This window comes from Chryseobacterium gambrini (assembly GCF_027920505.1).
Taxonomy (GTDB): Bacteria; Bacteroidota; Bacteroidia; order Flavobacteriales; family Weeksellaceae; genus Chryseobacterium; species Chryseobacterium gambrini.
Window position 1 is genome coordinate 3834491 of the sequence record NZ_CP115857.1, and the last position, 21742, is coordinate 3856232.

20 protein-coding genes are annotated in these 21742 nt (G+C 35.8%); 6 read left to right on the forward strand and 14 right to left on the reverse strand.

Annotated features, from left to right (window positions below):
- Window positions 1-15: 15 nt before the first annotated feature.
- From recO to PFY09_RS17680, 4 genes are read right to left on the reverse strand one after another with little or no spacing between them, the layout of a single operon-like run.
- Window positions 16-702, reverse strand: coding sequence for a DNA repair protein RecO (gene recO, locus PFY09_RS17665; protein WP_271160564.1), 687 nt, complete (start codon window positions 700-702; stop codon window positions 16-18).
- Window positions 702-2987, reverse strand: coding sequence for a type IX secretion system anionic LPS delivery protein PorZ (porZ, locus tag PFY09_RS17670; protein ID WP_271160565.1), 2286 nt, complete (start codon window positions 2985-2987; stop codon window positions 702-704). Before porZ ends, recO begins: the two co-directional genes overlap by 1 nt.
- Window positions 2988-2989: 2 nt before the next feature.
- Window positions 2990-3940, reverse strand: coding sequence for a bifunctional metallophosphatase/5'-nucleotidase (locus PFY09_RS17675; RefSeq protein WP_271160566.1), 951 nt, complete (start codon window positions 3938-3940; stop codon window positions 2990-2992).
- Window positions 3940-4707: a 5'-nucleotidase C-terminal domain-containing protein gene (locus tag PFY09_RS17680; RefSeq protein ID WP_271160567.1), complete on the reverse strand. Its 768-nt coding sequence runs from the start codon at window positions 4705-4707 to the stop codon at window positions 3940-3942. The genes PFY09_RS17675 and PFY09_RS17680 overlap by 1 nt, the downstream gene beginning before the upstream one ends.
- Before the next feature lie 186 nt (window positions 4708-4893).
- Between PFY09_RS17680 and dapA the strand changes: the two genes are divergently transcribed.
- The 4 genes from dapA (at window position 4894) to PFY09_RS17700 (ending at window position 7702) form a co-directional block, all read left to right on the forward strand.
- Window positions 4894-5766: a 4-hydroxy-tetrahydrodipicolinate synthase gene (dapA, locus tag PFY09_RS17685; RefSeq protein ID WP_271160568.1), complete on the forward strand. Its 873-nt coding sequence runs from the start codon at window positions 4894-4896 to the stop codon at window positions 5764-5766.
- 122 nt (window positions 5767-5888) lie between these two features.
- Entirely contained in the window at window positions 5889-6386 is a 498-nt protein-coding gene (locus PFY09_RS17690; RefSeq protein ID WP_271160569.1) for a GNAT family N-acetyltransferase, read from the forward strand.
- 294 nt (window positions 6387-6680) lie between these two features.
- Window positions 6681-7259, forward strand: a complete 579-nt coding sequence (locus PFY09_RS17695; RefSeq protein WP_108411275.1) for a helix-turn-helix domain-containing protein — start codon at window positions 6681-6683, stop codon at window positions 7257-7259.
- A complete protein-coding gene (locus PFY09_RS17700) occupies window positions 7256-7702 on the forward strand; it encodes a response regulator (RefSeq protein ID WP_271160570.1) in 447 nt (148 codons plus the stop codon). Before PFY09_RS17695 ends, PFY09_RS17700 begins: the two co-directional genes overlap by 4 nt.
- 573 nt (window positions 7703-8275) lie before the next feature.
- Here the strand turns inward: PFY09_RS17700 and recG are convergent.
- The 9 genes from recG to PFY09_RS17745 all read right to left on the reverse strand — a co-directional run bounded on the left by recG (window position 8276) and on the right by PFY09_RS17745 (window position 18855).
- Window positions 8276-10360 carry an ATP-dependent DNA helicase RecG gene (gene recG / locus PFY09_RS17705; protein ID WP_271160571.1) on the reverse strand — a complete coding sequence of 695 codons (2085 nt, stop codon included), beginning with the start codon at window positions 10358-10360 and terminating at the stop codon, window positions 8276-8278.
- Between the two features lie 70 nt (window positions 10361-10430).
- Window positions 10431-10964 carry a thioredoxin family protein gene (locus tag PFY09_RS17710; protein ID WP_271160572.1) on the reverse strand — a complete coding sequence of 178 codons (534 nt, stop codon included), beginning with the start codon at window positions 10962-10964 and terminating at the stop codon, window positions 10431-10433.
- Window positions 10965-11005: 41 nt separating this feature from the next.
- Window positions 11006-12517, reverse strand: a complete 1512-nt coding sequence (locus tag PFY09_RS17715) for a peptide MFS transporter (protein WP_271160573.1) — start codon at window positions 12515-12517, stop codon at window positions 11006-11008.
- 156 nt (window positions 12518-12673) lie between these two features.
- The gene (locus tag PFY09_RS17720; protein ID WP_271160574.1) at window positions 12674-13093 is read right to left on the reverse strand and encodes a MoaF-related domain-containing protein; all 420 of its coding nucleotides are present in this window, start codon (window positions 13091-13093) and stop codon (window positions 12674-12676) included.
- Window positions 13094-13102: 9 nt separating this feature from the next.
- Window positions 13103-13492 (reverse strand): nuclear transport factor 2 family protein, encoded by a 390-nt coding sequence (locus tag PFY09_RS17725; RefSeq protein WP_108409439.1) that lies wholly within the window; start codon window positions 13490-13492, stop codon window positions 13103-13105.
- 59 nt (window positions 13493-13551) lie between these two features.
- On the reverse strand, window positions 13552-14391 hold the full coding sequence (locus tag PFY09_RS17730; protein WP_271160575.1) for an MBL fold metallo-hydrolase: 840 nt from the start codon (window positions 14389-14391) through the stop codon (window positions 13552-13554).
- Between the two features lie 173 nt (window positions 14392-14564).
- Window positions 14565-15146: a Crp/Fnr family transcriptional regulator gene (locus tag PFY09_RS17735; protein ID WP_108409437.1), complete on the reverse strand. Its 582-nt coding sequence runs from the start codon at window positions 15144-15146 to the stop codon at window positions 14565-14567.
- 165 nt (window positions 15147-15311) lie between these two features.
- The gene (locus PFY09_RS17740) at window positions 15312-17066 is read right to left on the reverse strand and encodes a peptide MFS transporter (RefSeq protein WP_271160576.1); all 1755 of its coding nucleotides are present in this window, start codon (window positions 17064-17066) and stop codon (window positions 15312-15314) included.
- Between the two features lie 133 nt (window positions 17067-17199).
- Window positions 17200-18855, reverse strand: coding sequence for a peptide MFS transporter (locus PFY09_RS17745; RefSeq protein ID WP_271160577.1), 1656 nt, complete (start codon window positions 18853-18855; stop codon window positions 17200-17202).
- Window positions 18856-18943: 88 nt separating this feature from the next.
- Here PFY09_RS17745 and PFY09_RS17750 point away from each other — a divergent pair, with 88 nt between their 5' ends.
- Together PFY09_RS17750 and PFY09_RS17755 are read left to right on the forward strand one after the other, a co-directional pair.
- Window positions 18944-19189 carry a DUF2281 domain-containing protein gene (locus tag PFY09_RS17750; RefSeq protein ID WP_228427538.1) on the forward strand — a complete coding sequence of 82 codons (246 nt, stop codon included), beginning with the start codon at window positions 18944-18946 and terminating at the stop codon, window positions 19187-19189.
- Window positions 19179-19481, forward strand: coding sequence for a type II toxin-antitoxin system RelE/ParE family toxin (locus tag PFY09_RS17755; protein WP_271160578.1), 303 nt, complete (start codon window positions 19179-19181; stop codon window positions 19479-19481). The genes PFY09_RS17750 and PFY09_RS17755 overlap by 11 nt, the downstream gene beginning before the upstream one ends.
- Window positions 19482-19534: 53 nt before the next feature.
- Here PFY09_RS17755 and PFY09_RS17760 read toward each other — a convergent pair whose 3' ends face one another.
- On the reverse strand, window positions 19535-21664 hold the full coding sequence (locus PFY09_RS17760) for a S9 family peptidase (RefSeq protein WP_268053123.1): 2130 nt from the start codon (window positions 21662-21664) through the stop codon (window positions 19535-19537).
- Window positions 21665-21742 lie beyond the last annotated feature (78 nt).

Sequence of the window (21742 nt, forward strand, 5' to 3'; positions counted from 1 at the left end):
ATTCTCAGGTATTAATTATTCAAATATCTGCTGAATAACTTCCAGAGAAGCCGGAATTTTAAAATCGGTGATATGGTAATGATAATACACAAGTATGCTGTCTAAAAAGTCTTTCCTAAAATTGGAATGTATTTTAATGCCGTAAGGATTTTCAGCAGAAAGAATTCTTTTCCAGATCGCTGAAACGTCTTCTGTAAACAGTTGGTGCATTATTTCATGGGTAAAAGTTCCGGTTTCAGGATCAAGAAATTTCCCTTCGTTCAATAATGGTGCAACGCCCTGAATTTTTAGAATTTTAATTAAAAAAATAAGATGCGACTGATAGTTGCGGCTTTCCAGCTCATCCGTAAATTCTTCAAGACAGAAAAAAATATGATGATTTTTGTTTTCATGTCTTAAATTCTGATTTAAAAAATCTGAAATAAAAAACACAACCGTATTACAGCGAATATCCGTATAAATATCGTTGCTTTTAATCATCTCAAATTTTGAAATCGTCTGGATTCCGTTTCCTTTTACAGGATTTACAGAGAAATTAAGTTTGCTTAAAGGCAGAAGAAGGGCTTTTTTCTTATTTTTTTTGGCATAAATTCCTTTCAGAAAATAAGACTGAAACCCGTCTTCTTCGGTGAAACAATGCAGTACTGCATCATTTTCGCCATATTTTATATAAGATAATAAAAATCCGCTTTGTGAATTCATTAATTTACGACAGCTATTTTCGCTGTAGCTTTATCGGAGCCGTCTTCATTCGTCATTAAAACAAAATAAACTCCGGAAGCAACTCTGCTTCCTCTCTGGTTATTGAGATCCCACTCATAATATCCTCCTCTTGCTACCGCAGAATGCACAACGTTTCCTGCAGCATCTGCAATTCGGATGTTGGTAACTTCTGCCAATCCTTTAATCGTAACCTTTCCTTTAAAATTAAAATACACTACAGGATTCGGGTAAACAAGTACATTGCCGAAGTTTGATGTTACATCGGCAACATCACCCTGATATGTTACAATTCCGTCGTAAGAAACAAAATATACTTTTCCTGTTTTTTTATCAACCTTTATATCGGTAATGGTATTCGTCGGAAGCGGAGAGTTTTCTTTGGTAAAATGTTTAATAGTCTGTTGTCCGTCTGCAGAAAGATAATAAACTCCACCACCATCAACAGAAACCCACTTGTGGTCTCCTGCATCCACCTCAATCTGTAAAATCTGCCCGTCTCTGAAAAGTTCTTCGCCCAATCCGTTCTGTTCTATAATAATTGGCTCAACGGTTGCGGAAGAGGGTGTTTTTATAGCAGAAACAGCATTTGGCAAAACTCTTAGTCCGGCATCCGTACCGATCCATGCATCTCCGGATTTATCGACAGCTACAGAAAGCGTTCCACCGGAAGTTGTTGCGAAGCCGTTAGGTTGTGTTAAAATATAGGCAGTATCGTCAGAAGTGCTTTGCGTTTTCTTTGTATCGTAAGCTATAAAATTATTAGTTCGCGGAGTAGGAATAAAAAGAAGCCCTTCACTGTAAAGAGCCTTTTGGGAAGCTCCAAATTGAGAAGTGGTATTTTTTATGACAAAATCATCTCCTGTCCTGTCGTATGCACCGATTGCTGTATAAGGCCCAAGTGCAGCACCGTCACCGGAGAAAGCTATAGAAGCAAAAAGGTTGTTCGAATCATCAAAAGTCAAACCTACAGCACGTCTTGTGAAGATATTAGTAGTTCCTAAATCATACCTTTTGACGAAAGTAAAATCCTTGTTTCCTGCATTGTATTTCATTTTATAAATTCCGCGTGATCCATCCGTCATATAGTTCGCAAAAAATACATCAGTTGGATTTACAGGATCTGCAACAACATCCAAAACATTGAATACGGTTGAATTTCCTTTAAAATAGGAAGGATAGATCCAGCTCATCCCGTCAAAATAATAAAATCCGGGATTTTTTATATTGAAAATAGGGGTATTGAATCTGCTTTCTCTCCCTCCGGTAGAAACCAAAATCTGATTTTCTCCGTAAAGACTGATTTTATAGGCATAATTCTGATAAGGACCATCCGGTTTGAAGGTATTTCCCCCCTCGTTTTTAATTCCTGAAAAAATTGTTCCGCCATAAACACTGCTTCCTACAGTGGTTGCAGTGTTACATTCCTCACCAAAAGTTACGTTTGCGTTAAAGTTTCCGTTGGTCCCGAATGTATACACTCTGCTGAGATCCGTAACTACAATACTGTTATTAGTTACTACGACATCATGAACATTGGTAAATGATTGTGAAAGCGGAGTGAAAGCTCCTCCATTATATACATAGGCTGTATTGGCTGAAGAAAAGCTCAGAACCCCTTCTGAATCGATATGCTTGAATGTACCTGCCAATTCTGTAGTCCAGGTCGAAAAAACAGGGAAAGTAGTATTCATCTCATGGCTTCTAAGACCGGTGTTGGTTACAGAAAATACTTTATTTCCGAAGATAGTGGCTTCATTACTTGCCTGATAAACTCCTCCTGATAAAAAGAATGCAGAATCTTTAAATTCTTTCTTCTTCAGATCGAATATTGAAACACCGTAACCTACAGAAATAACAGCAAGATCTCCGGTAATTGAGATATGGTTGATTTTTTTGCTTCCGTTATATCCGGTCGCAATAGGAATATCAACAACATAAGTAATTCCATCCGGAGTTATGACGTCCAGCGAGCCGTTTTGATAACCTACCAAACCGATTTTGTTCTGCGGATTGTAATCAAAAGCTGAAACTTTAACCTCATGCAAACCGTTTGCTTTAGACAGTTTGGTAATTTCACCGGTAGAAATGGTATAGTAGAAAACCCCGCTTTCTGCTGCTGCAACTATTTTTCCGTTATCTTCTTTCATGGCAAGAACATTATTGTAGGAGAATAAGTCTGCCCATTTTTTTGAAGAAATAGTCTGTGCATGTGCAACTTGCAGGGATGCTAAAATACCAAGAGAGATTAAAGAGAGTTTTTTCATGCTTATGCTATTATGCTGCTGTCTATTACCTGATTGTTCCAGGAAATATGTTTTACATTTTTATTAGTGTCAAAGAAGAAATCTATTCTGCCCAAAAGAAGACCTGCCCATCCGACCTGATTTACCAAAACACTTTTGCCTGCTCTGTTGTTAAAAGTCTGTGGTTCCGGTAAGAAAGTGTGGGTATGGCCGCCCAGAATAATATCAATATTTTCTGTTTTGGCAGCTAAAATTTTATCACTTATTTTACTAGGTTCGTCTTTATAATCGTAGCCGATGTGTGAAAGGCAGATAACAAGATCACATTTTTGTTCATTTTTCAGGAAGTTTGAATAATGTTGGGCAACATCTACAGGATCGGAGTAAACCGTTTCTCCATATTGTTTTTTGCCAACGAGCCCGTCCAGTTGAATGCCCACTCCGAAAATTCCTATCTTGATTCCGTTTTTATTGAATATTTTGTATGGAGAAGTTTTTCCGTCCAGAACGGTATTTTTAAAATCGTAATTTGAACAGATAAAAGGGAATTTTGCATTGGGTAACACCTTCAAAAATCCGTTCAGACCATTATCAAAATCATGATTTCCCATGGTGGAAGCATCATATTTCATCATGGACATTAATTTAAACTCCAATTCACCGCCGAAAAAGTTGAAATAAGGAGTTCCCTGAAAAATATCTCCGGAATCCAGAAGCAAAACATTGTTTTCCTGATTTCTGATCTGTTGTATTAAACTTGCCCTTCTTGCAAAACCTCCCTGATTGGGATTTTTGGTATAGCTTGCGTCAAAAGGCTCTATTCTGCTGTGCTGATCGTTGGTGTGAAGAATAGTAAGTTTCGTTGCGGACTTTAAATCAAGAATGTTTAATTCTTCCGCCATCATCATATTGGGAGCTAAAGCCATTGCTAAAGTTCCGCCACCTATTGCTTTTAAAAAACTTTTTCTATCCATTACTTTTTACCGATAAAATTTAGACGAACATCTGTATTGGGAACCACTTCAGGAGTTTTCTTAAAATAATCGATGAAAAGATCTCTTAATTTAATTCCTGTCGGGATCATTTCCCCTTTCGAGAAAAATTTCATATTGTCGCCTCCCAAAGCCAGATAATCTGAAGTGGCAATATAATAATCCTGTTCCGGATTTACTGTTTTTCCGTTGATTAAAGTTTTGGTTAGCTGTCCGTTATTGGTTTCTATATACAAATGAGACACAGGATTGTTTACCTGATGTTCTGCATAATAATCAAAAAGTCCCTGAAGATCGCTGCCTTTCATTTTCACGATAATCACTTCATTTTCAAAAGGCATTACTTCAAATACACTTTTCAGTAAAATATCTCCTTTCCCGATCGTGGTACGGATTCCTCCGATGTTGATGAGGGCTGCGTCTACATTTTTCTGTATATTTTTCTTTGCCCAAACATCTGCTCCGTCAAAAGTATAGTCTGCTAAAAGATTGCCTAGATTACTGTTATCGCCTTGTTTTGTAAGATCTACATTGGTGTGAGAGATCTTTTGGTTCATCTCTTTATCCAGTTTTTGCTTGTAAGGTTCGATAATTTTTACAAATTCCTCCTCATTTTTTAGCTCATTATTAATAGAAATATTTTTCTGGGTCTTTACCTCTGCAATCTGCATGGAAGAGGCCGATGAAGCCGTCTTACAAGCCGAAAGGGCAGCCAGAGCAATTCCTAATAACAAGAATTTATTTTTCATACGTCGACAATTATATTATTAAGGTATTGGTAATTATCATTCTATTGTATATTGATAAACAATTTAGCTATAACTCCATTATATCTTTTAGTATATGCAAATATAATTATATGTATAATAAAACATTATTAATTATTAGAAATTCTTCTCACAAATGATTAAATTTGGCAAAAATAATTCTAACAGATGAGCATTTTAAAAGGAGTAGGTGTTGCTTTGGTAACGCCCTTTAATGAAGATTTATCCGTAGATTTCGATAGTTTAACAAAATTGGTAGACTACAATATCGAAAACGGAACCAGTTATTTAGTTGTTTTGGGAACTACAGCGGAGGCTGCAACACTTTCTGCTGAGGAAAAGAAACAGGTAATTGAGCATATCATTAAGGTTAATAATAAACGTGTTCCTTTGGTTTTGGGAATCGGCGGAAATAATACTCTTGAAGTAAAGAAACAGATTGAAGAAGCAGATCTTTCTGAATTTACTGCAGTACTTTCTGTTTCTCCTTATTACAACAAACCTAATCAGGAAGGGCTTTATCAGCATTATAAAATGTTGGCTTCAACCGGGAAAAATATTATTATCTACAACGTTCCTTCAAGAACAGGACAAAATGTTGAGGCAGAAACAACACTGCGTTTGGCAAGAGAGTTCCCTAATTTATTCCTGATTAAAGAAGCGGCTCCGAATATTCTTCAGTACTTCGATATTTTAAGAAAGAAGCCGGAAGGTTTCAATCTGGTTTCTGGGGATGATGAATATACGCTTCCTGTAACTTTGGCAGGTGGAGCAGGGGTTATTTCTGTAATCGGACAGGCGTATCCTAAAGAATTTTCTACCATGGTTCAGTTGGCTTTTGATAAAAAAGTGGATGAAGCCTACGAAATTCATAACAAGCTGGTTGAGATCACAAGACTGATTTTTGCTGAGGGAAATCCTTGCGGAATTAAAGTGATTCTGGCAGAAATGGGAATTATCAAAAACTATCTGAGACTTCCGTTGATCGCGGCTTCAGAAGGGCTTCATGCTAAAATTAAAGCTGAAATGGCAAATATTTAAAAGAAAGTTATTAATCTGCTTTATAATGAATGGTGAATTCACAGTAACATTTTAAAGCACTCCAAAATATCAGGTGAAAGAATCAGTTCTTTCACCTTTTTCAATTTTTAAAATTTAATTAAATGAAATTAATAGAAGCTACAGAAAAAGATATTCCGATGATTCAGGATTTGGCAAGAAGATCCTGGGAAAGTGCATATTCGGGAATTATCTCCCATGAACAGATTGATTATATGTTAGGGAAAATGTATTCGGAAGAGGAAATTTCATCCCATTTAAAGAATCCGGATTATCATTATTTTTTAATTTTTGATGAAAATAATAATTCCTTTGAAGGATTTATGGGATATGAAAACGGTTACGAAGATGCCACAACGAAGCTTCACAGGATTTATCTGGTTCCGGAAAGTAAGGGGAAAGGTTTTGGAAAAGAAGCCCTAAGCTTTTTAAAGCAGAAAATTTCTGAGAGTAATGATAAAAGAATAATTCTGAATGTGAATAAGGAAAATAACGCTAAAAATTTCTACGAATCTCAGGGATTTAAAGTATATGAGGAGGTGGTTCTGGATATAGGAGACGGTTTTGTAATGGATGATTATCTGATGGAATTTGTCTTTTAAGACACCACAGATTGGAATTTTATAAATCTTAAACATAATTCTATAAAATGTGATTTATTTATTTTCTGTATCTTTGCTGTACCAAATCACCTATAACAGTACATTTATATGCTTGGTGCTAAGCTTTATTGGCTTTTTATCAGTATATTTTTTTTCATCCTTAGTGTTTAAATTCCTGTATTATTAATGCAGGAGTTTTTTATTTATGCAAAAAATAGCAGATTTTTATTATTTCACTTTTAATTGAAATAAAATTTTTATATTTACAATGAAACATTAAAGGATATATCAAAGATGAAAATGTATGTAAAATTTGACTTCAATACCCTCTGCAAAAAGATACTGGACGAGAAACTTCGGGAGCACGGTCTTAAATACAGGCTTTTGAACTTCGGTGAAGTAGAGTTCTATGAATCTCTTACCCAGGAGCAGCACAAAAATTTTAAAAGAAACCTTGAAGACTACGGAATAGAAATAATTGAAAATCAAAAAGCTGCATTGGTGCAGAAAATTAAAGATGCCATTGTAGAACTTATTTCTTCCGAAGAAGGAATTTCTGTAAAAGCCTCCATTTATATTGCTGAAAAACTCAATCACAGCTACGGATATCTTTCGAATCTGTTCTCGGAGATTACCCATACTTCCATTGAGAATTTTCTTATTATCCGCAAAATAGAGTTTGCAAAAGAATTGATTATCAGTAAGAAGCTGAGTTTTACGGAGATTGCTTACCGTTTAAATTATTCAAGTGTAGCACATCTTAGCACACAGTTTAAGAATACGACGGGAATGACGCCTTCTCAGTTCCAGAAAATTATTTCGCTGAGGAGAAAATTATCTCATACCAACGGACAATATTTGAAGGCTGTATGACCAAAGATTATCTGAATGTGTTTCTTATAGAAGACGACGAAGGAAAGCGAATTTTTTTTGAGAATATATTTACGGATTCAAAAATAGCCATTACAACAAATACTTTCCACAATGTAAAATGTGTCATGGATTTGTTGGATGAAGAAGACATTTTGGTTCCTGAAATGGTATGGATCAATAAGAGTATTCTTGAAAAAGAAAATTCTGAATTTTTGTCAGAAATAAAATCCGATGTGAAATTTAATACTATGGTGATCCTTATCTACTCAGAAAATTTTAAAAATGATGAGGAAGATGATTTTTTGGTGAAAGGAGCCAATATTCTAATGAAACTTCCTGATAATTATAAAGATATGAAGAAGATTGTGAGTGAAATTATCACCATAAACTGGCAATATCACACTTCGGGATTCAATAAAAATAATTTTATCATGAAAGTGTGAAAAATTTGATTAAATTATTTTGGAATTAAAATTAAAGTTTTATATTTGTAAAGTAATACTCACACAAAGGTGATAATTAGGTAAAGAAATACGGATATTATCATTTGAGAAATTACCGAAATTGGAACACAGATTTATTATATCAAAAAACGATAAATGAAGAATGAAAATTGTTTCAGTTTTTGAAAAAATTATATAAATCACAATGTTAGTTAAACAAAATGAATTATAATAATTTCCAATTATAAGCGCAGAAGATCTTTAAACAAAACGGTACAATCATGAAAACTCAGTGCTGCCAAAGGAATATATATCGTTTCATTTTTTAAATCCTTTGTCAGAAACCTAGTTAGTTTTTATAAATAAGCAATTGGAAACTTAATTCATTTTGTTTTTTTTACATTATTTTTTAAGCTTAAACATCATATACATTACCATATTCATCACACCACATCACAAAATATTAAGCGAAAAGCTTACGTGAATTTAAAGAAGTAAAGTAATTTTTCTTCAAATAACAGTTTTATAAGGGGGAACCGCGTGAAGACAAGATCTTTTCGCGGTTTTTTATTTTCAGGAGATTTTACTCCACTTGTTTTTTCCTTTGTAATTTCTCAGATAATCATTTTTAATAATCTGATTTTCCGATCTGGATAATAGCGGATCTGCTTCGAGTATTTTTTCCACCGTCTTTTTTGTTGCCTTAATAATGGCAGCATCATTCACAAGATCCAGTCTTTTAAAATCCACCACACCGCTTTGCTGGGTTCCCAAAATATCTCCGGGACCGCGAAGCTGCATATCAACCTCAGAAATTTTAAAGCCGTCATTGGTTTCCACCATCGTTTTAATACGCGTTCTACTGTCTTTAGACAATTTATCCGAAGTCATCAGAATACAATAGCTCTGTTCCGCACCACGACCGACACGTCCACGAAGCTGGTGAAGCTGGGAAAGCCCGAATCTTTCAGAACTTTCAATGACCATAACCGAGGCATTCGGAACATTTACCCCGACTTCAATAACGGTGGTTGCTACCATAATTTCTGCTTTTCCGGAGGCAAAATAGTTCATGGCGGCATCTTTTTCGTCCGGCTTCATCTTTCCGTGGAGCATGGCTACGTTATAATGTGTGAAATTGTCCATCACATTTTCCAGACCTTCCATCAGATTTTTGTAATCTAAAGTTTCAGATTCTTCAATTAAAGGATAAACGAAATAAACCTGCCGTCCTTTCTGGATTTCCTCGCGGCAGAAATTATAAACATAAGCACGGTCTTTTTCCCTTCTATGAGCGGTAATAATGGGCTTTCTTCCAACTGGAAGTTCATCGATAACCGAGACATCAAGATCCGAATAAAAACTCATCGCGAGAGTTCTTGGAATCGGCGTTGCCGTCATGACCAGAATATGAGGCGGAATTTTATTCTTTGCCCAAAGTTTTGCTCTTTGTGCCACACCAAACCGATGTTGCTCGTCGATGATGGCTAAACCAAGATTGTTAAATTTCACTTTATCTTCCAGAACAGCATGAGTTCCCACAAGAATAGAAAGTTCGCCACTTTCCAGTTCTTCATGAATTTTATTCCGTTCGGATTTTTTTGTAGAACCTGTTAAAAGTCTTATTTTAACTTCCGTCTTTTCTAAAAGTTCTTTAATTCCGTTATAATGTTGCTGGGCAAGAATTTCCGTAGGAGCCATGATACAGCTTTGAAAACCGTTGTCTTTAGCTATAAGCATCGTTAAAAGAGCAACCATGGTTTTTCCGGAACCTACATCTCCCTGCAAAAGCCGGTTCATCTGGATCGGACGTTTCATATCCATCCGGATTTCTTTGAGTACTCTTTTCTGAGCTCCCGTTAAATCAAACGGAAGATGATTTTCATAAAAATCATTAAAATAATCTCCGACAACAGGGAAAGGATTTCCTGCAGTATGGCTTTTGTGATGAAGCTTTTTCAGCCCGAATCCTAACTGAAAGAAAAATGATTCTTCAAATTTTAAACGGTAATCGGCTTTCTCAAAATGCTCCGTATCCTTCGGAAAATGAATATTGAGATAGGTGTGCTGCCTTGATAAAAACTTAAATGCCTTCATCAGATAATCCGGAAAATTCTCATGGATAAGATTCGGGATTTCTTTGCATACATTTCGTAACACAACCTGAAAAAACCGCTGATTCAGTCCTCTTTTGGTCAGTTTTTCAGAACTTGGATAAATGGGTCTTAAACGGTTTTCGGAATCTTTCTTTTCTTCAATTTCTATTTCGGGATGCGGCATAGAAAACTGGTTGTTGAAAACATTGATTTTCCCGAAAATAAAAACTTCTTTATTCACAGGAAGCTGTTCTTTCAGCCATTTTGAATACTGAAACCAAACCAGATCCATCGATCCTGTATCATCATTGAATTTTGCCGAAAGCCTTTTTGTTTTTCCGGTCTGTATTTCCTGAACGTTGGTAATTTTCCCTTTCAGTTGCACGTCTGTGGAAACGTCTCCAAGCTGCGAAATTTTATGAACTTTGCTTTTATCCAGATAACGGAGCGGGTAGAAGTTCAGCAGATCTTCCACGGTGGAAATTCCCAGAACGCTTTTAATGAGTTTGGCTTTTTCCGGACCGATTCCTTTTACGTATTCTATGGAGGTTTCTAAATTCATTTTTAGGAGCCACGAATTTCGGGAAAAATTAGAAATTAAAAAAGGCTCTCATTGCTGAAAGCCTGTATTTTTATTCTTTTATTTTAGATTTAAATTTTTTCTGATAATCTTCCCACTGCTCCCGCGAACGAATTTTCTTGAAAAGATCTTTAGAAATAAATTCCAGGTAAGGTTCTAATTCCTTTGCGGATAATTCTCCCTGCAAAATGGTGATCGGATTACCGCTTTCATCCAGAAAAACCGTACTCGGAACGGCTGCAACATTCATATACTGAGTAAATTCGTGTAAGGAATTTCTTCCTTTCTTATGTTCCGTATTCGGATTAGAAAACTTTCTTCCAAAAATTTCGATCTCCTTTTTATCTTCCGCATTGAATTTTACCGGATAATAACTTTCATTCAGCATATCAGCAATTACCTGATGTCCGTATGTTTTTTTATCCATGATCTTACAAGGAGCGCACCAGTCTGCGTAAAAATCGATGAGAATTTTTTTAGGATTTTCTTTCTGTGCTTTCAGTGCTTCTTCAATCGTCATCCATTTTACCTGCGCAAAACTGAAAGTGACTAAAAAGAGTGCTATTAAACTTATAATTTTCTTCATGATTTGGTATTTTTGAAGTAAATGTAAGCATTTACTTATTTTTATTTTACATCCTGCATTAATTTTTTCACAAGCGGGGAAATCAAAATTAATACCACTCCGGCAATTACCGCGTATAATCCCAATTGTTTATATCCATCGGTATAAGTGATCAAAGCATCATAGTTGGTAGAACCTTCTTTGGTGGTCGCCAAACCTGCCCCGATAATTCCTGCCACATACTGTCCGTAGGCAGAAGCTAAAAACCACATTCCCATCATCATTCCCTGAAGGTTTTTCGTGGAAAGTTTTGTCATGATGGATAATCCGATAGGAGAGAGACATAGTTCTCCCAGAGTGATAACGAGTAAAGCAATGGTGAAGAAATTAAGGGAAGTAATACCCTGAAGATTGGCAAAAAGTCTCGTTGCGAACAAAATGTAGTATCCTAAACCTAAGAAGATGAATCCCAGACCAAATTTAATGATGGTATTCGGTTCAATTTTTCTTTTATTCATCCAGATCCAAAGCAGTCCGATTAACGGAGCTAAAAAGATAATAAAGAATGCACCTCCGGAATTGTTAACGCCATTCGGATCCAATCCCAATAAATCTTTATTTAAATTTTTTGCTGCGAAAATGCTTAATGAACCTCCGCTTTGCTCATAAATTCCCCAGAATAAAATGGAAAACAGGATGAATACTAATGCTGCCCAAAGTTTATTACGTTCAGCAGGGGTTACTTTGGTCATTTCATAAAATAAATAGATTAAAGTAAGCGGTCCTATTGTCCACATAAAATAATCCGTATATTCTGTTTTGGCAACCATCACCATGATAATCGGAACAAAGAGTAATGATAAAGCATACACTCCGTATTCCTGCCATTTTGGAATAGGCGCAGATTTTGTCTCATTTTCAGGATGTCCCGGCTGAAGTCCGATCGTTCCTAAGCTTCTCTGGGTAAAAACAAAATTAATTAAACTGATGACCATTACCACTGCAGCTAATCCGAATGCAATATTCCATCTTAACATTTCCGGAATTACATCTGATAAAATCTCTCCTTTTCCGATGGCAATGCAAAAGTATCCACCCAGTAATGCTCCAAGGTTAATTCCTGCATAGAACAATGAAAATCCGGCATCTGCTCTTGAATCATTCGGTTTATAAAGCTGACCGACCATTGATGAGATATTGGGTTTAAAGAAACCTGTTCCCACTACAGTAAACGCGATTCCCAGAAAGAAAAACTTATGAGGATCTGTTGCAAGAATTAAACTTCCGACAATCATTAAAAGTCCACCCCAAAACAAAGATTTTCTGAAACCTAAAATTTTATCTGCAAATAAACCTCCGATAAAGGTAAAAGCATAGACGAAAGCCTGCGTTGCACCATATTGAAGATTGGCTTCACTTTCATGAAAATTAAGCTGCGAGATCATGAAAAAGACAAGCATTCCTCTCATTCCGTAGAAACAGAAGCGTTCCCACATTTCGGAAAAGAAAAGGCTCCAGATCTGTCTTGGATATTTTCCTTTAAAATTTTGTATTTCGTCTAAAGTTAAACTCATAGGTCAATATGATTAAGATTTAATTAAATTTTCTGTAAAATAACGGAAAAAGTAATTACCAAAGACGATTTGCATTCAAATATTGTTTCGAATTTATATTTGAAGGATATTAATCTATACAAATTTTCAATCTTGTTGCAGGCTTTCAGGTTGAACTTACTTTACCACCTCAATTTTTCCGTCCACAAACAGGGATTTTCTCTTTCCTCTTGTGCTCGATTCGTCTGCAAAACTCCAGAATGCTTTTACGGTTCCTGCTTTTGTGTCGACTATCTGACTTACCGTCCAGCCGTCTTTTTCTATCCAGTTTAAGAAATGTAGATTTTCACTCAGCTTTTGATAATCCATTTTTTCATCGCCTTCGTTCACCACTCCTTTTTTATCTGTTGTTTTCCAGTGAAGGGTAGAATCTTTGTGATAAATTACTTCTGCTTTCATTTCCGGAAAGGTAATCACTGCTTTTTTTCCGAGAAGATCAGAATTGGTTGATAGATTCTGCTGTGGAAGATTTTCATTTTTCTGATTGCAGGAAAGTAAAATGATTGCTGCAGTAAGGCTGAATATTGTTTTTTTCATCATATAAAATTAGGTCATTGAATGAATTACGGTATGGCTGTCTACAAACTGTTCAAAGCTGATGATTTTTCCGTCCTTCAGTTTCCAGATATGAGCAACTCTTGCTTCAAATGATTTTCCTGTAAGATTATAAGTGCCGGAATAGGTTCCATAAGCAACCACCTTATCTTCGCCCGCTACATAATCTTCCGGTGTAAATGTATAGTCTGTCCATTCGCTTCCTAATCGGGCGAAAACATTTTGTGTAATGCTTTCCAGCCCGATGTAAGTTCCTGCGTAAGGAAATCCTTTTGCTTCCGTCCATGAAATATTTTCGGCGGCATATTTTGCAAGGTTTCTGCCGTTTTCTTCTGAATTTTTCCCTTCGTAGGTGCTTTTTACGATCTCTAAATTATTCATGCTGTTGATTTTTTAATTCAGATTTAGAAAGTTTTTTATTGTAATGACAATGGTTTATTTTACCATTTCATTTCTCCTGTATTCACTTTTGCACCGATCTGAAGAGCTGTTTCGAAAGTTAAATCCGGATACTCCTTCTTTAAAGCGTCTGTTAAAGATTCTGAAGTTTTGTTTGTTTTCAGGGCTTCTTCATAAAATTGGATGTAGTTTCTGGTATGTTTTACGGCTGAAATATCAAACGGCGTTTCAGATTTTGCGTGAGCCGGAATAACGATTTCAGGATTCAGATTGTCTATTTTGTTTAATACTGAAGTCCATTCCTTACGGGCTTCCGCAGTTTGTGCATCTGCCATCCATAAGTGAAAACTCGTTCCGAAAACATTGATTCCGCCAACGGCAGCTTTTACAGAAGGTATCCAGACGAAAGTTCTGGACGGAAATTCTTCTAATCCAATAATTTCTAGTTTTTCGCCTTCCAGCTCGATGAAGTCTTCTTTTAAATTTTGAGGAAGAACAACATTCGAAGTCATGTTTTTTCCTAATCTTTCACCCCAGACTTCCAGTTTTTTCTGAGCCGTCTTTTTAATGTGCTCAATGGTTGCCGGTGAAGCATAAGCGGTAACTTCCGGAAAATATTTCTTAAAAATCTCCAAGCCGAAATAAAAATCAGGATCTCCGTGAGAAACATAAATTGCGGTTAGTTTTTTGCCGTCTTTTTTGATTTCCTGTGCTACTTTTTCTGCATCTGCCAACGTAAACTGTGCGTCGATCAATACAGCTTCTGTTTTACCGGTAACAATTACCGATGCAACACCAAAGCTGTTTTCGGATGCGTTATAAACTTTTAATGTAAAATTGTTTGTTTCAATAGTTTTGAAACTTTGTGCTTGTATGTCCATTTTTGAATAGTGATAAAATTGTTAAAAAAAATGTTGAAATAATTCCGATTACTCATGTTTTTTACTTTTGTTGAGTAAAAGTTTTATTTCTTTTCACTGTCTTATTAATGGTACAAAGATGCATTAAACCAAAGCTTTGAAACATTGAACAAGTTCAATAAATGAAGTCTGAATTATTTTTTGTTTACGATTTTTTTTCTAATCCTGCTCACAAATTCATGACTGATACCTAAATATGCAGCGATTTGTACATTGGTTAATCTTTGGTAAAGCTGTGGATATTTTTCAATAAAATCGGTATATCGTTTATCTGCGGTTTTGCTGAGGTTATCAATCATTCTGCGTTGTAAGGCAACGTGTGTTTTTTGCGTCATGACGCGGAAGAGTTTCTCTATTTTGGGTAAGTTTTGATAGGCGAATTCTTTATCGCTTTTAGAAATAATTAAAATTTCACTGTCTTCCAGTGCTTCTATGTTAAGCTGCGAAGGCTTTTCATGGGTAAAGCTGTCGATATCAGTAATCCACCAGTTTTCAGTAGCAAAATTAAGGATTTGTTCTATTCCTTCAGAATCAATATGATATGTTTTAAAAAGACCTTTTATAACGAAGCCTTCAAATTTGCAGATTTCACCTTCTTGTAATAAAAATTGCTTTTTTTTAATTGTTTTTTTCTGAAACAAGCCATAAAATTCTGCTAATTCTTCTTCAGAAAGAGTGATGTGCTGCGATATATTATTTTTAAAAATTTCTGACATTCTATTCTCATTAATGTTTTTGAACTGTGAATATAGGAATTTTTGGGTTTCGGTTCTAAAAATGGCAATTGGCTTTGATGATCATCTGCTATTCTTTTAAGAGATTTATAAAAATAAAAAACCTCCGGCTCAGCGGAGGTTTCATTGTATTTTATTTGATGCGGATTAGTTTACACCGTGCATCATTTTCTTTAAGATTGGTGAAATTAATGCTAAAATTACAGCAGCGATACCACAAAGAACAACGAATACCATGAAGAATTCAAATAGATTGTGGATTTCAAAACCTGCAAAAGTGGGATTAGCCAACGGTAACTGTGCTTTTTCGAAAGCAGCTACCTGATCAGCATTTAATGTTACTTTTTTATCTAAAACATCCTGAAGATTGATTCCCATTTCCTGTGCCTTAGAGAATTTATCTCCCGTTGCAGGAATCAATGCACCCAAAGAACCTGCTAAAGCATAACCTGCAGCATTGGAAATAAAGAATACTCCGTATAATAAGGATGCAAATCTTTTTGGAGCCAGCTTACCTACCAATGATAATCCGATAGGAGATAAACAAAGTTCACCACAAGTCTGGATGAAATACAGTAACATTAACCATTTGATAGCCAATAATCCTGAGTTTCCTAAATCTTTTACGTTATGTGCGATGATGAAGTAACTTAACGCGATTAAAGCCAATCCCATTGCCTGTTTCATCGGGGAAACCGGCTCTTTTCCTTTTGCTCTTAATTTGTCCCAGATCAAACTGAAAGGAACAGCCAAAGCAACAACGAAAATACCGTTGAAAATCTGTACCATCGAAGGAGGCATATTCCATCCTAAAATGTTTCTGTCTGTCTGATTATCAGCGATAAATGTTAATGAAGATCCGGCCTGTTCGAAAGCAGCCCAGAAGAAAATAATGAAGAATGACACGATATAGATTACCCAGATTCTCTGTCTTTCCACTTTATTTTCAGCAGAACTCATGATTAAGAATGCCAGAGAAATCCCTGCTGCATAAATGAAAGGATAAATAATTCCTTTAATCAGCTGTCCCATTTCTACGGCTTTAAATCCGAATTCTCCCACCAGAAGATATCTGAAAGCAAAGAAAAGAATCACGAATAATCCTCCTGTAATTCCTAATGCCGATCCTGAGAATTTAGCAGTCTGTGTTTCTCCTTCTTCAAAATCTGCACTTGTATTGTTTTTAGGTAATCCACCGATAGGTCTTCCTTCCGGAGTAACTACATATTTATTTTTAAGAATAAAGAATGTAATGGTACCGATTATCATTGCAATGGAAGCAGCAAGGAATCCCCATTTGAAGGCGAAAATATCTCTTACACCTGTTGTCGCATCTTTTACGTCTCCTACGTACGGACAGATAAATTGTCCTAAGAATGCACCAATGTTAATTCCCATGTAGAAAATCGTAAAAGCAGAGTCTAATTTAGATTTTTCCTGTTTCGGATAAAGGCTTCCTACCATCGAAGAAATATTCGGTTTGAAAAATCCGTTACCGAAAATGATGATGAATAGAGCAAGCCACATAAACATTTTTGCACTGTCCAGACTTCCTGAGAATGTTGAAGCACTGATGAAAAGCAAAAACTGACCAATTGCCATTAATGTTCCTCCGATAAGAATTGCGTTTCTGTTACCGATATATTTGTCGGCGATGAAACCTCCCAAAAGCGGAGTAAGATAACATAAAGCTAAAAATCCACCATAGATGATTGCTGCATCAGCTTCTTTTATCAATAAGGAATTTACCATGAAGAGCGTTAATAAAGCTCTCATTCCATAAAAGTTGAAACGCTCCCACATTTCTGTTCCGAAAAGAACCCATAACCCTTTCGGATGTCTGGAATTCTTGTTCTCTACAAATTCATCCGGTTTCGGACTCAATGCTTCAGTATTATCCATTTTTATTGTTAATTTTTGTTAAGACTGACAAATATAGTTTTTTTTGTGTTTTCAGCAAGGTTTTAATTTTATATTTAAATAAAAAAGCCGCAGAATAATTCCGCAGCTTGCTTTTCTGTATTGTGAACAGGGATTAATGCCCTTTTTCTTTCATGATTTTGTTTAGTCTTTTCAGCATGGATAAACCTAAAAGGGTTGCAAAGATCAGCAAAGCAAAGTTCACTAAAAAGTAGTTCATTTTATTGTCGTAATTATACCATGTACTGGCTAAAATTCCGGAAAGTTTGTTTCCTACGGAGTTGGCAAGGAAAAATCCGCCCATCATCAACGCTGTAATTCTTGCAGGAGAAAGTTTGGAAACGAAGGATAATCCCATGGGGGAAAGACATAATTCTCCCACGGTAATGACTCCGTAACTTGCAACTAGCCACCACGGCGAAACTTTTACAGCACCGTTATCTCCTGCCCAGACTGCTAAAACCATCACTAAACAGGATAATCCGGAAATGAAAAGTCCTAAAACAATTTTTGTAGGCGTTAACGGCTCTTTTCCTTTTCGTCTTAATAATGCCCAGAAACCAACTACAACCGGCGTTAAAGCAATTACCCAAAACGGATTGATGGACTGAAACAATTCTGTATTGTAAAGATAGGTTTTCGCCCGAGGATTTTTCTCCAGTTCTGCACGTTGTTCGGGAGAAATATTTTTAAAATAAACATCTTTTCCCTTAACTTTTATCGTGTTTCCGTCCTTATCTTTCTGAGACTGAAACTGGTTGTCGTAAACAGGAACTTCTTTGTCTTCATAACTTTTTCCGTCTACCATGTAAATGCTTTCCAAAGGTTTTTCCATGGAAGCAGGTACGCTTCTGTCGGTGTAATAATTTGCCCATCTCGTTAAAGCGGTTCCGTTTTGTTTGAAAACTGCCCAAAAGAACATACTGATGAGGAAAACCGATAATAAGGCTCCGATAGACGATTTTTCGTCCGGTTTTGCCTTGAAATAAAGGGAAGCATAGAAGTAAATAACAGGAATGCAGGCAAAAATAAAGGCATCTGTATTGTCGCTTCCGAAAATATTTCCGGGAATAACCCAGCCGATTGCTCCTGCAATGATTGCCGGTAAGAATACTTTCATTAATATTTCTGACAGTTTTGTATCTCCTTCCTGAACAGGCTTCATCTGAGCGGCATGAATGTAATGTTTTCTGCCGATGGTAAAGATAATTAATCCGACCAGCATTCCGACTCCGGCAGTGATGAAGGCTTCACCCCAGCCGAATTTGTTTCGCATAAAAGCCGCAATAATGTTGCAGATAAACGCACCGATGTTGATTCCCATGTAAAAAATATTGTATCCGGAATCTTTATTGGCTTTATAAGGTTCTTCGGAATATAAATTTCCAAGCAAAGTAGAAATAGTAGGTTTAAAGAAACCGTTTCCGATGATAATGAGTGCTAAAGAAGAATAAAATAAAGTAAGATCTTTAAAAATACCCATTCCGATATATCCTGCAGCCATCAGAACGCCTCCGATATAAATGGATTTGATGTATCCTAAAACTCTGTCCGCAAGAAATCCTCCGATAAAAGGAGTTAAGTAGGTTAAAGCAATATAGGTTCCGAAAATATCGTCTGCAGTTTTGTCCGGAAGTCCGAGACCACCTTTTGCGCCGGTTGGTTCAATAACATATAATACAAAAATTCCGAGGATAAGATAGTACCCGAAACGCTCCCACATTTCCGTAAAGAAGAGGAAAGGCAATCCTTTAGGATGTTTAGTCTTCATAGTTTACAAATTTCAAATTTCACAAATATAGAATTTTAAAAATAATAATCGAATTTTATTAACTTTGATGGAAATAAAGATGAAGAAAATGGAAATTACGTTAAAAGATTTAGAAGACAATATCAGAACACTTCCTGAAAATTTTTATGAAGAGGTGAATGATTTTATTGATTTTTTGAAGCAGAAACATTTCAAAAGCAAGTCTAATCATATTCCTGAATGGCAAAAAGAAGAAACAGGAAGAAGGGCAGAATATTTACGTGAAAACCCTCAAAGTTTTGTTTCCGAGTCTGAAATGGATGATTATTTAAATAATCTCGAAAGTGGCGACTAAATTAATTTACGGTCATTTTGTAAAGCAGGATTTAAAAGAAATCAACGATTGGTACAGGAAAATTGATAAAAAATTATGGAACAGATTTCTTATTGATTTTCGGAATAAAATCGATTTAATAAAGGAAAATCAATTGTCCTTTGAACTTAAATATGGCGACACTCGAATCGTTTTTCTCAAAAAATTTCCCTTTGGAATTCATTATTCTTACAGCGAAGAGAAAAATCTAATTGAAGTATATTCTGTCTTTCACACTTCCAGAAATCCTGAAGAATGGAATGACAAAAAATAAAAAAGCCGAATCTTAAAAAGAGATCCGGCTTTTTTTATGCTTAAATTTTCGAATTATAAATTCTCCAAAATAAAATCAGTCATTTTCTGATACAGTTGCGGTCTTGTCTGTCCGCCATAAATTCCGTGGTTTTTATCCGGATAAGCCATAAAATCAAACTGTTTTTTATTCTGGATCAACGCTTCCGAGAATTCCATTGAATTCTGGAAGTGTACGTTATCATCGGCAGTTCCGTGAATTAATAAGAATTTTCCTTTTAATAAATTCGCATATTCAGTCGGTGAATTCTTGTCATATCCGTCCGGATTTTCCTGTGGTGTTCTCATGAATCTTTCCGTGTAAACAGAATCATAATATCTCCAGTTCGTTACCGGAGCCACTGCGATTCCCATTTTGAAAACATCGGCTCCTTTTGTCATTGCCAGACTCGTCATATAACCTCCGAAACTCCATCCGAACATTCCGATTCTGGATTTGTCGATGTATGACTGATTTCCGAACCATTTTGCTGCCGCAATCTGATCTTCAATTTCATATTTCCCTAAATTCATGTACGTTACTTTCTTGAATTTAGCGCCTTTATAACCTGTTCCGCGTCCGTCGACACAAGCTACGATATATCCTTTCTGAGCAAGCATTTCAAACCATATTCCATTTCCATTGTCCCATGAATTGGCAACCTGCTGAGAACCGGGACCTGAATACTGGAACATAAACAATGGATATTTTTTGTTCTTATCAAAGTTTTTAGGCTTGATGATCCACGCATTCATCTGATCTCCCGCTTCATTCGGAATGGTAATAAATTCTTTTTCTACAAAATTATCAGCTTTTAATTTCTGTAGCTGAGCTTCATTATTCTGAAGTTCTTTTACCGTTTTACCATTTCCGTCCTTTAAAACATAAGTATAAGGTTTTGCAGCCGTAGAAGAGGTTTCAATGAAATAATTATAGTTTTTGCTGAAATTGGCAGAATTATTTCCTTCCGTATTTGAAATCAACTGGGATTTTCCGTTTTCGATATTTACCTTAGAAATCACTTTATTGATGCTTCCTTTTTCGGTAGTCTGAACGTAAATTTCTTTTGATTTTGGATTAAATCCGTAATAATCTGTTACTTCCCAGTTTCCTTTTGTAACCTGTTTTTTCAGTTTACCATCTTTATCATACCAGTACAAATGGCGGTTTCCGTCTCTTTCAGAACCCCAAAGAAAAGAATTGTCCTCTAAAAATTCCAGAGTCGGGCTGTCTGTATCGATCCATTTTTCATCGGTTTCGGTGAATAATTTCTGTACAGCTCCGGTTTTTGTATTGACTTTTAAAACATCAGAAGCATTCTGAATTCTGTCTGAAGTAATCAAAACAATTTCGTCCGGTTTTGCCGTCTGAATAACATTCGGAATATAATAATGTTTGAAACTGTCTAAATTGACGGTTGTCTTTTTACCGTCGCTCAACTGATAAATATGTGCTGAAGCAACAGAGTTTTTTTCTCCTGCTTTTGGATATTTGTAACGCATTTCACTTGGATAAAGCGTTTTACCATAAATCGGAATATAGATTTCCGGAACTTCCGTTTCATCTAATTTTACGAAAAGAATCGCATCCGAGTTCTTTGTCCATTCGTACAGTCTTGCGTGCCCAAATTCTTCTTCATAAACCCAGTCTGCAAGTCCGTTTAAAATTTTATTTTTAACACCATGCTGCGTAATCTGTGTGATTTTTCCGGAATTCAGATCCTGATAAAACAGATTATTATCCACAATGAAAGCTACTTTTGTAGCGTCTGGTGAAAATCTTGGCTCCTGAACAAATTTTCCTTCATTAAGACTTACTGTTTTTCCGGATTTCAGATCTTTTACTTCATATTTTCCTAAAAACGAGTGTCTGTAAATTGGCTCACTGTCTTTCAGTAATAAGATTTTAGATTCATCATCAGAAAATTCATAGCTCTGGAACTGTCCGTCGACAAGATTGCCCTCTTTTTGGGAAGTTTTGTAAGAATATTTTGCAATTCCTCCCTGTTCGATAACCAGATAATTTTCCCCGTTTTTCATGGATGTAATTCCGGCAATGCCTTTTCCACGGTAATATCCTGAATATATTTTATCTAAAGTAATTTCCTGAGCGGATAAACTTTGAAATGCCACAGCAACTGTAAGCGTTAGTAAGAATTTTTTCATTTCTAATTTTAAAAGATTTCAAATATAATAATTTTTAAAATGGTAAAAAAAGCTTTTTAAATCTCTGATTTTGGCAGT

What these genes read in the sequence shown, in the direction of transcription:
- porZ (WP_271160565.1), bottom strand. Translation starts at nt 2,987, where the DNA reads ATGAAAAAACTCTCTTTAATCTCTCTTGGTATTTTAGCATCCCTGCAA.
- PFY09_RS17715 (WP_271160573.1), bottom strand. Translation starts at nt 12,517, where the DNA reads ATGAGTTTAACTTTAGACGAAATACAAAATTTTAAAGGAAAATATCCA.
- PFY09_RS17740 (WP_271160576.1), bottom strand. Translation starts at nt 17,066, where the DNA reads ATGGATAATACTGAAGCATTGAGTCCGAAACCGGATGAATTTGTAGAG.
- recO (WP_271160564.1), bottom strand. Translation starts at nt 702, where the DNA reads ATGAATTCACAAAGCGGATTTTTATTATCTTATATAAAATATGGCGAA.
- dapA (WP_271160568.1), top strand. Translation starts at nt 4,894, where the DNA reads ATGAGCATTTTAAAAGGAGTAGGTGTTGCTTTGGTAACGCCCTTTAAT.
- PFY09_RS17750 (WP_228427538.1), top strand. Translation starts at nt 18,944, where the DNA reads ATGGAAATTACGTTAAAAGATTTAGAAGACAATATCAGAACACTTCCT.
- recG (WP_271160571.1), bottom strand. Translation starts at nt 10,360, where the DNA reads ATGAATTTAGAAACCTCCATAGAATACGTAAAAGGAATCGGTCCGGAA.
- PFY09_RS17680 (WP_271160567.1), bottom strand. Translation starts at nt 4,707, where the DNA reads ATGAAAAATAAATTCTTGTTATTAGGAATTGCTCTGGCTGCCCTTTCG.
- PFY09_RS17675 (WP_271160566.1), bottom strand. Translation starts at nt 3,940, where the DNA reads ATGGATAGAAAAAGTTTTTTAAAAGCAATAGGTGGCGGAACTTTAGCA.
- PFY09_RS17720 (WP_271160574.1), bottom strand. Translation starts at nt 13,093, where the DNA reads ATGAAAAAAACAATATTCAGCCTTACTGCAGCAATCATTTTACTTTCC.
- PFY09_RS17760 (WP_268053123.1), bottom strand. Translation starts at nt 21,664, where the DNA reads ATGAAAAAATTCTTACTAACGCTTACAGTTGCTGTGGCATTTCAAAGT.
- PFY09_RS17735 (WP_108409437.1), bottom strand. Translation starts at nt 15,146, where the DNA reads ATGTCAGAAATTTTTAAAAATAATATATCGCAGCACATCACTCTTTCT.
- PFY09_RS17725 (WP_108409439.1), bottom strand. Translation starts at nt 13,492, where the DNA reads ATGAATAATTTAGAGATCGTAAAAAGCACCTACGAAGGGAAAAATTCA.
- PFY09_RS17700 (WP_271160570.1), top strand. Translation starts at nt 7,256, where the DNA reads ATGACCAAAGATTATCTGAATGTGTTTCTTATAGAAGACGACGAAGGA.
- PFY09_RS17745 (WP_271160577.1), bottom strand. Translation starts at nt 18,855, where the DNA reads ATGAAGACTAAACATCCTAAAGGATTGCCTTTCCTCTTCTTTACGGAA.
- PFY09_RS17710 (WP_271160572.1), bottom strand. Translation starts at nt 10,964, where the DNA reads ATGAAGAAAATTATAAGTTTAATAGCACTCTTTTTAGTCACTTTCAGT.
- PFY09_RS17730 (WP_271160575.1), bottom strand. Translation starts at nt 14,391, where the DNA reads ATGGACATACAAGCACAAAGTTTCAAAACTATTGAAACAAACAATTTT.
- PFY09_RS17695 (WP_108411275.1), top strand. Translation starts at nt 6,681, where the DNA reads ATGAAAATGTATGTAAAATTTGACTTCAATACCCTCTGCAAAAAGATA.
- PFY09_RS17690 (WP_271160569.1), top strand. Translation starts at nt 5,889, where the DNA reads ATGAAATTAATAGAAGCTACAGAAAAAGATATTCCGATGATTCAGGAT.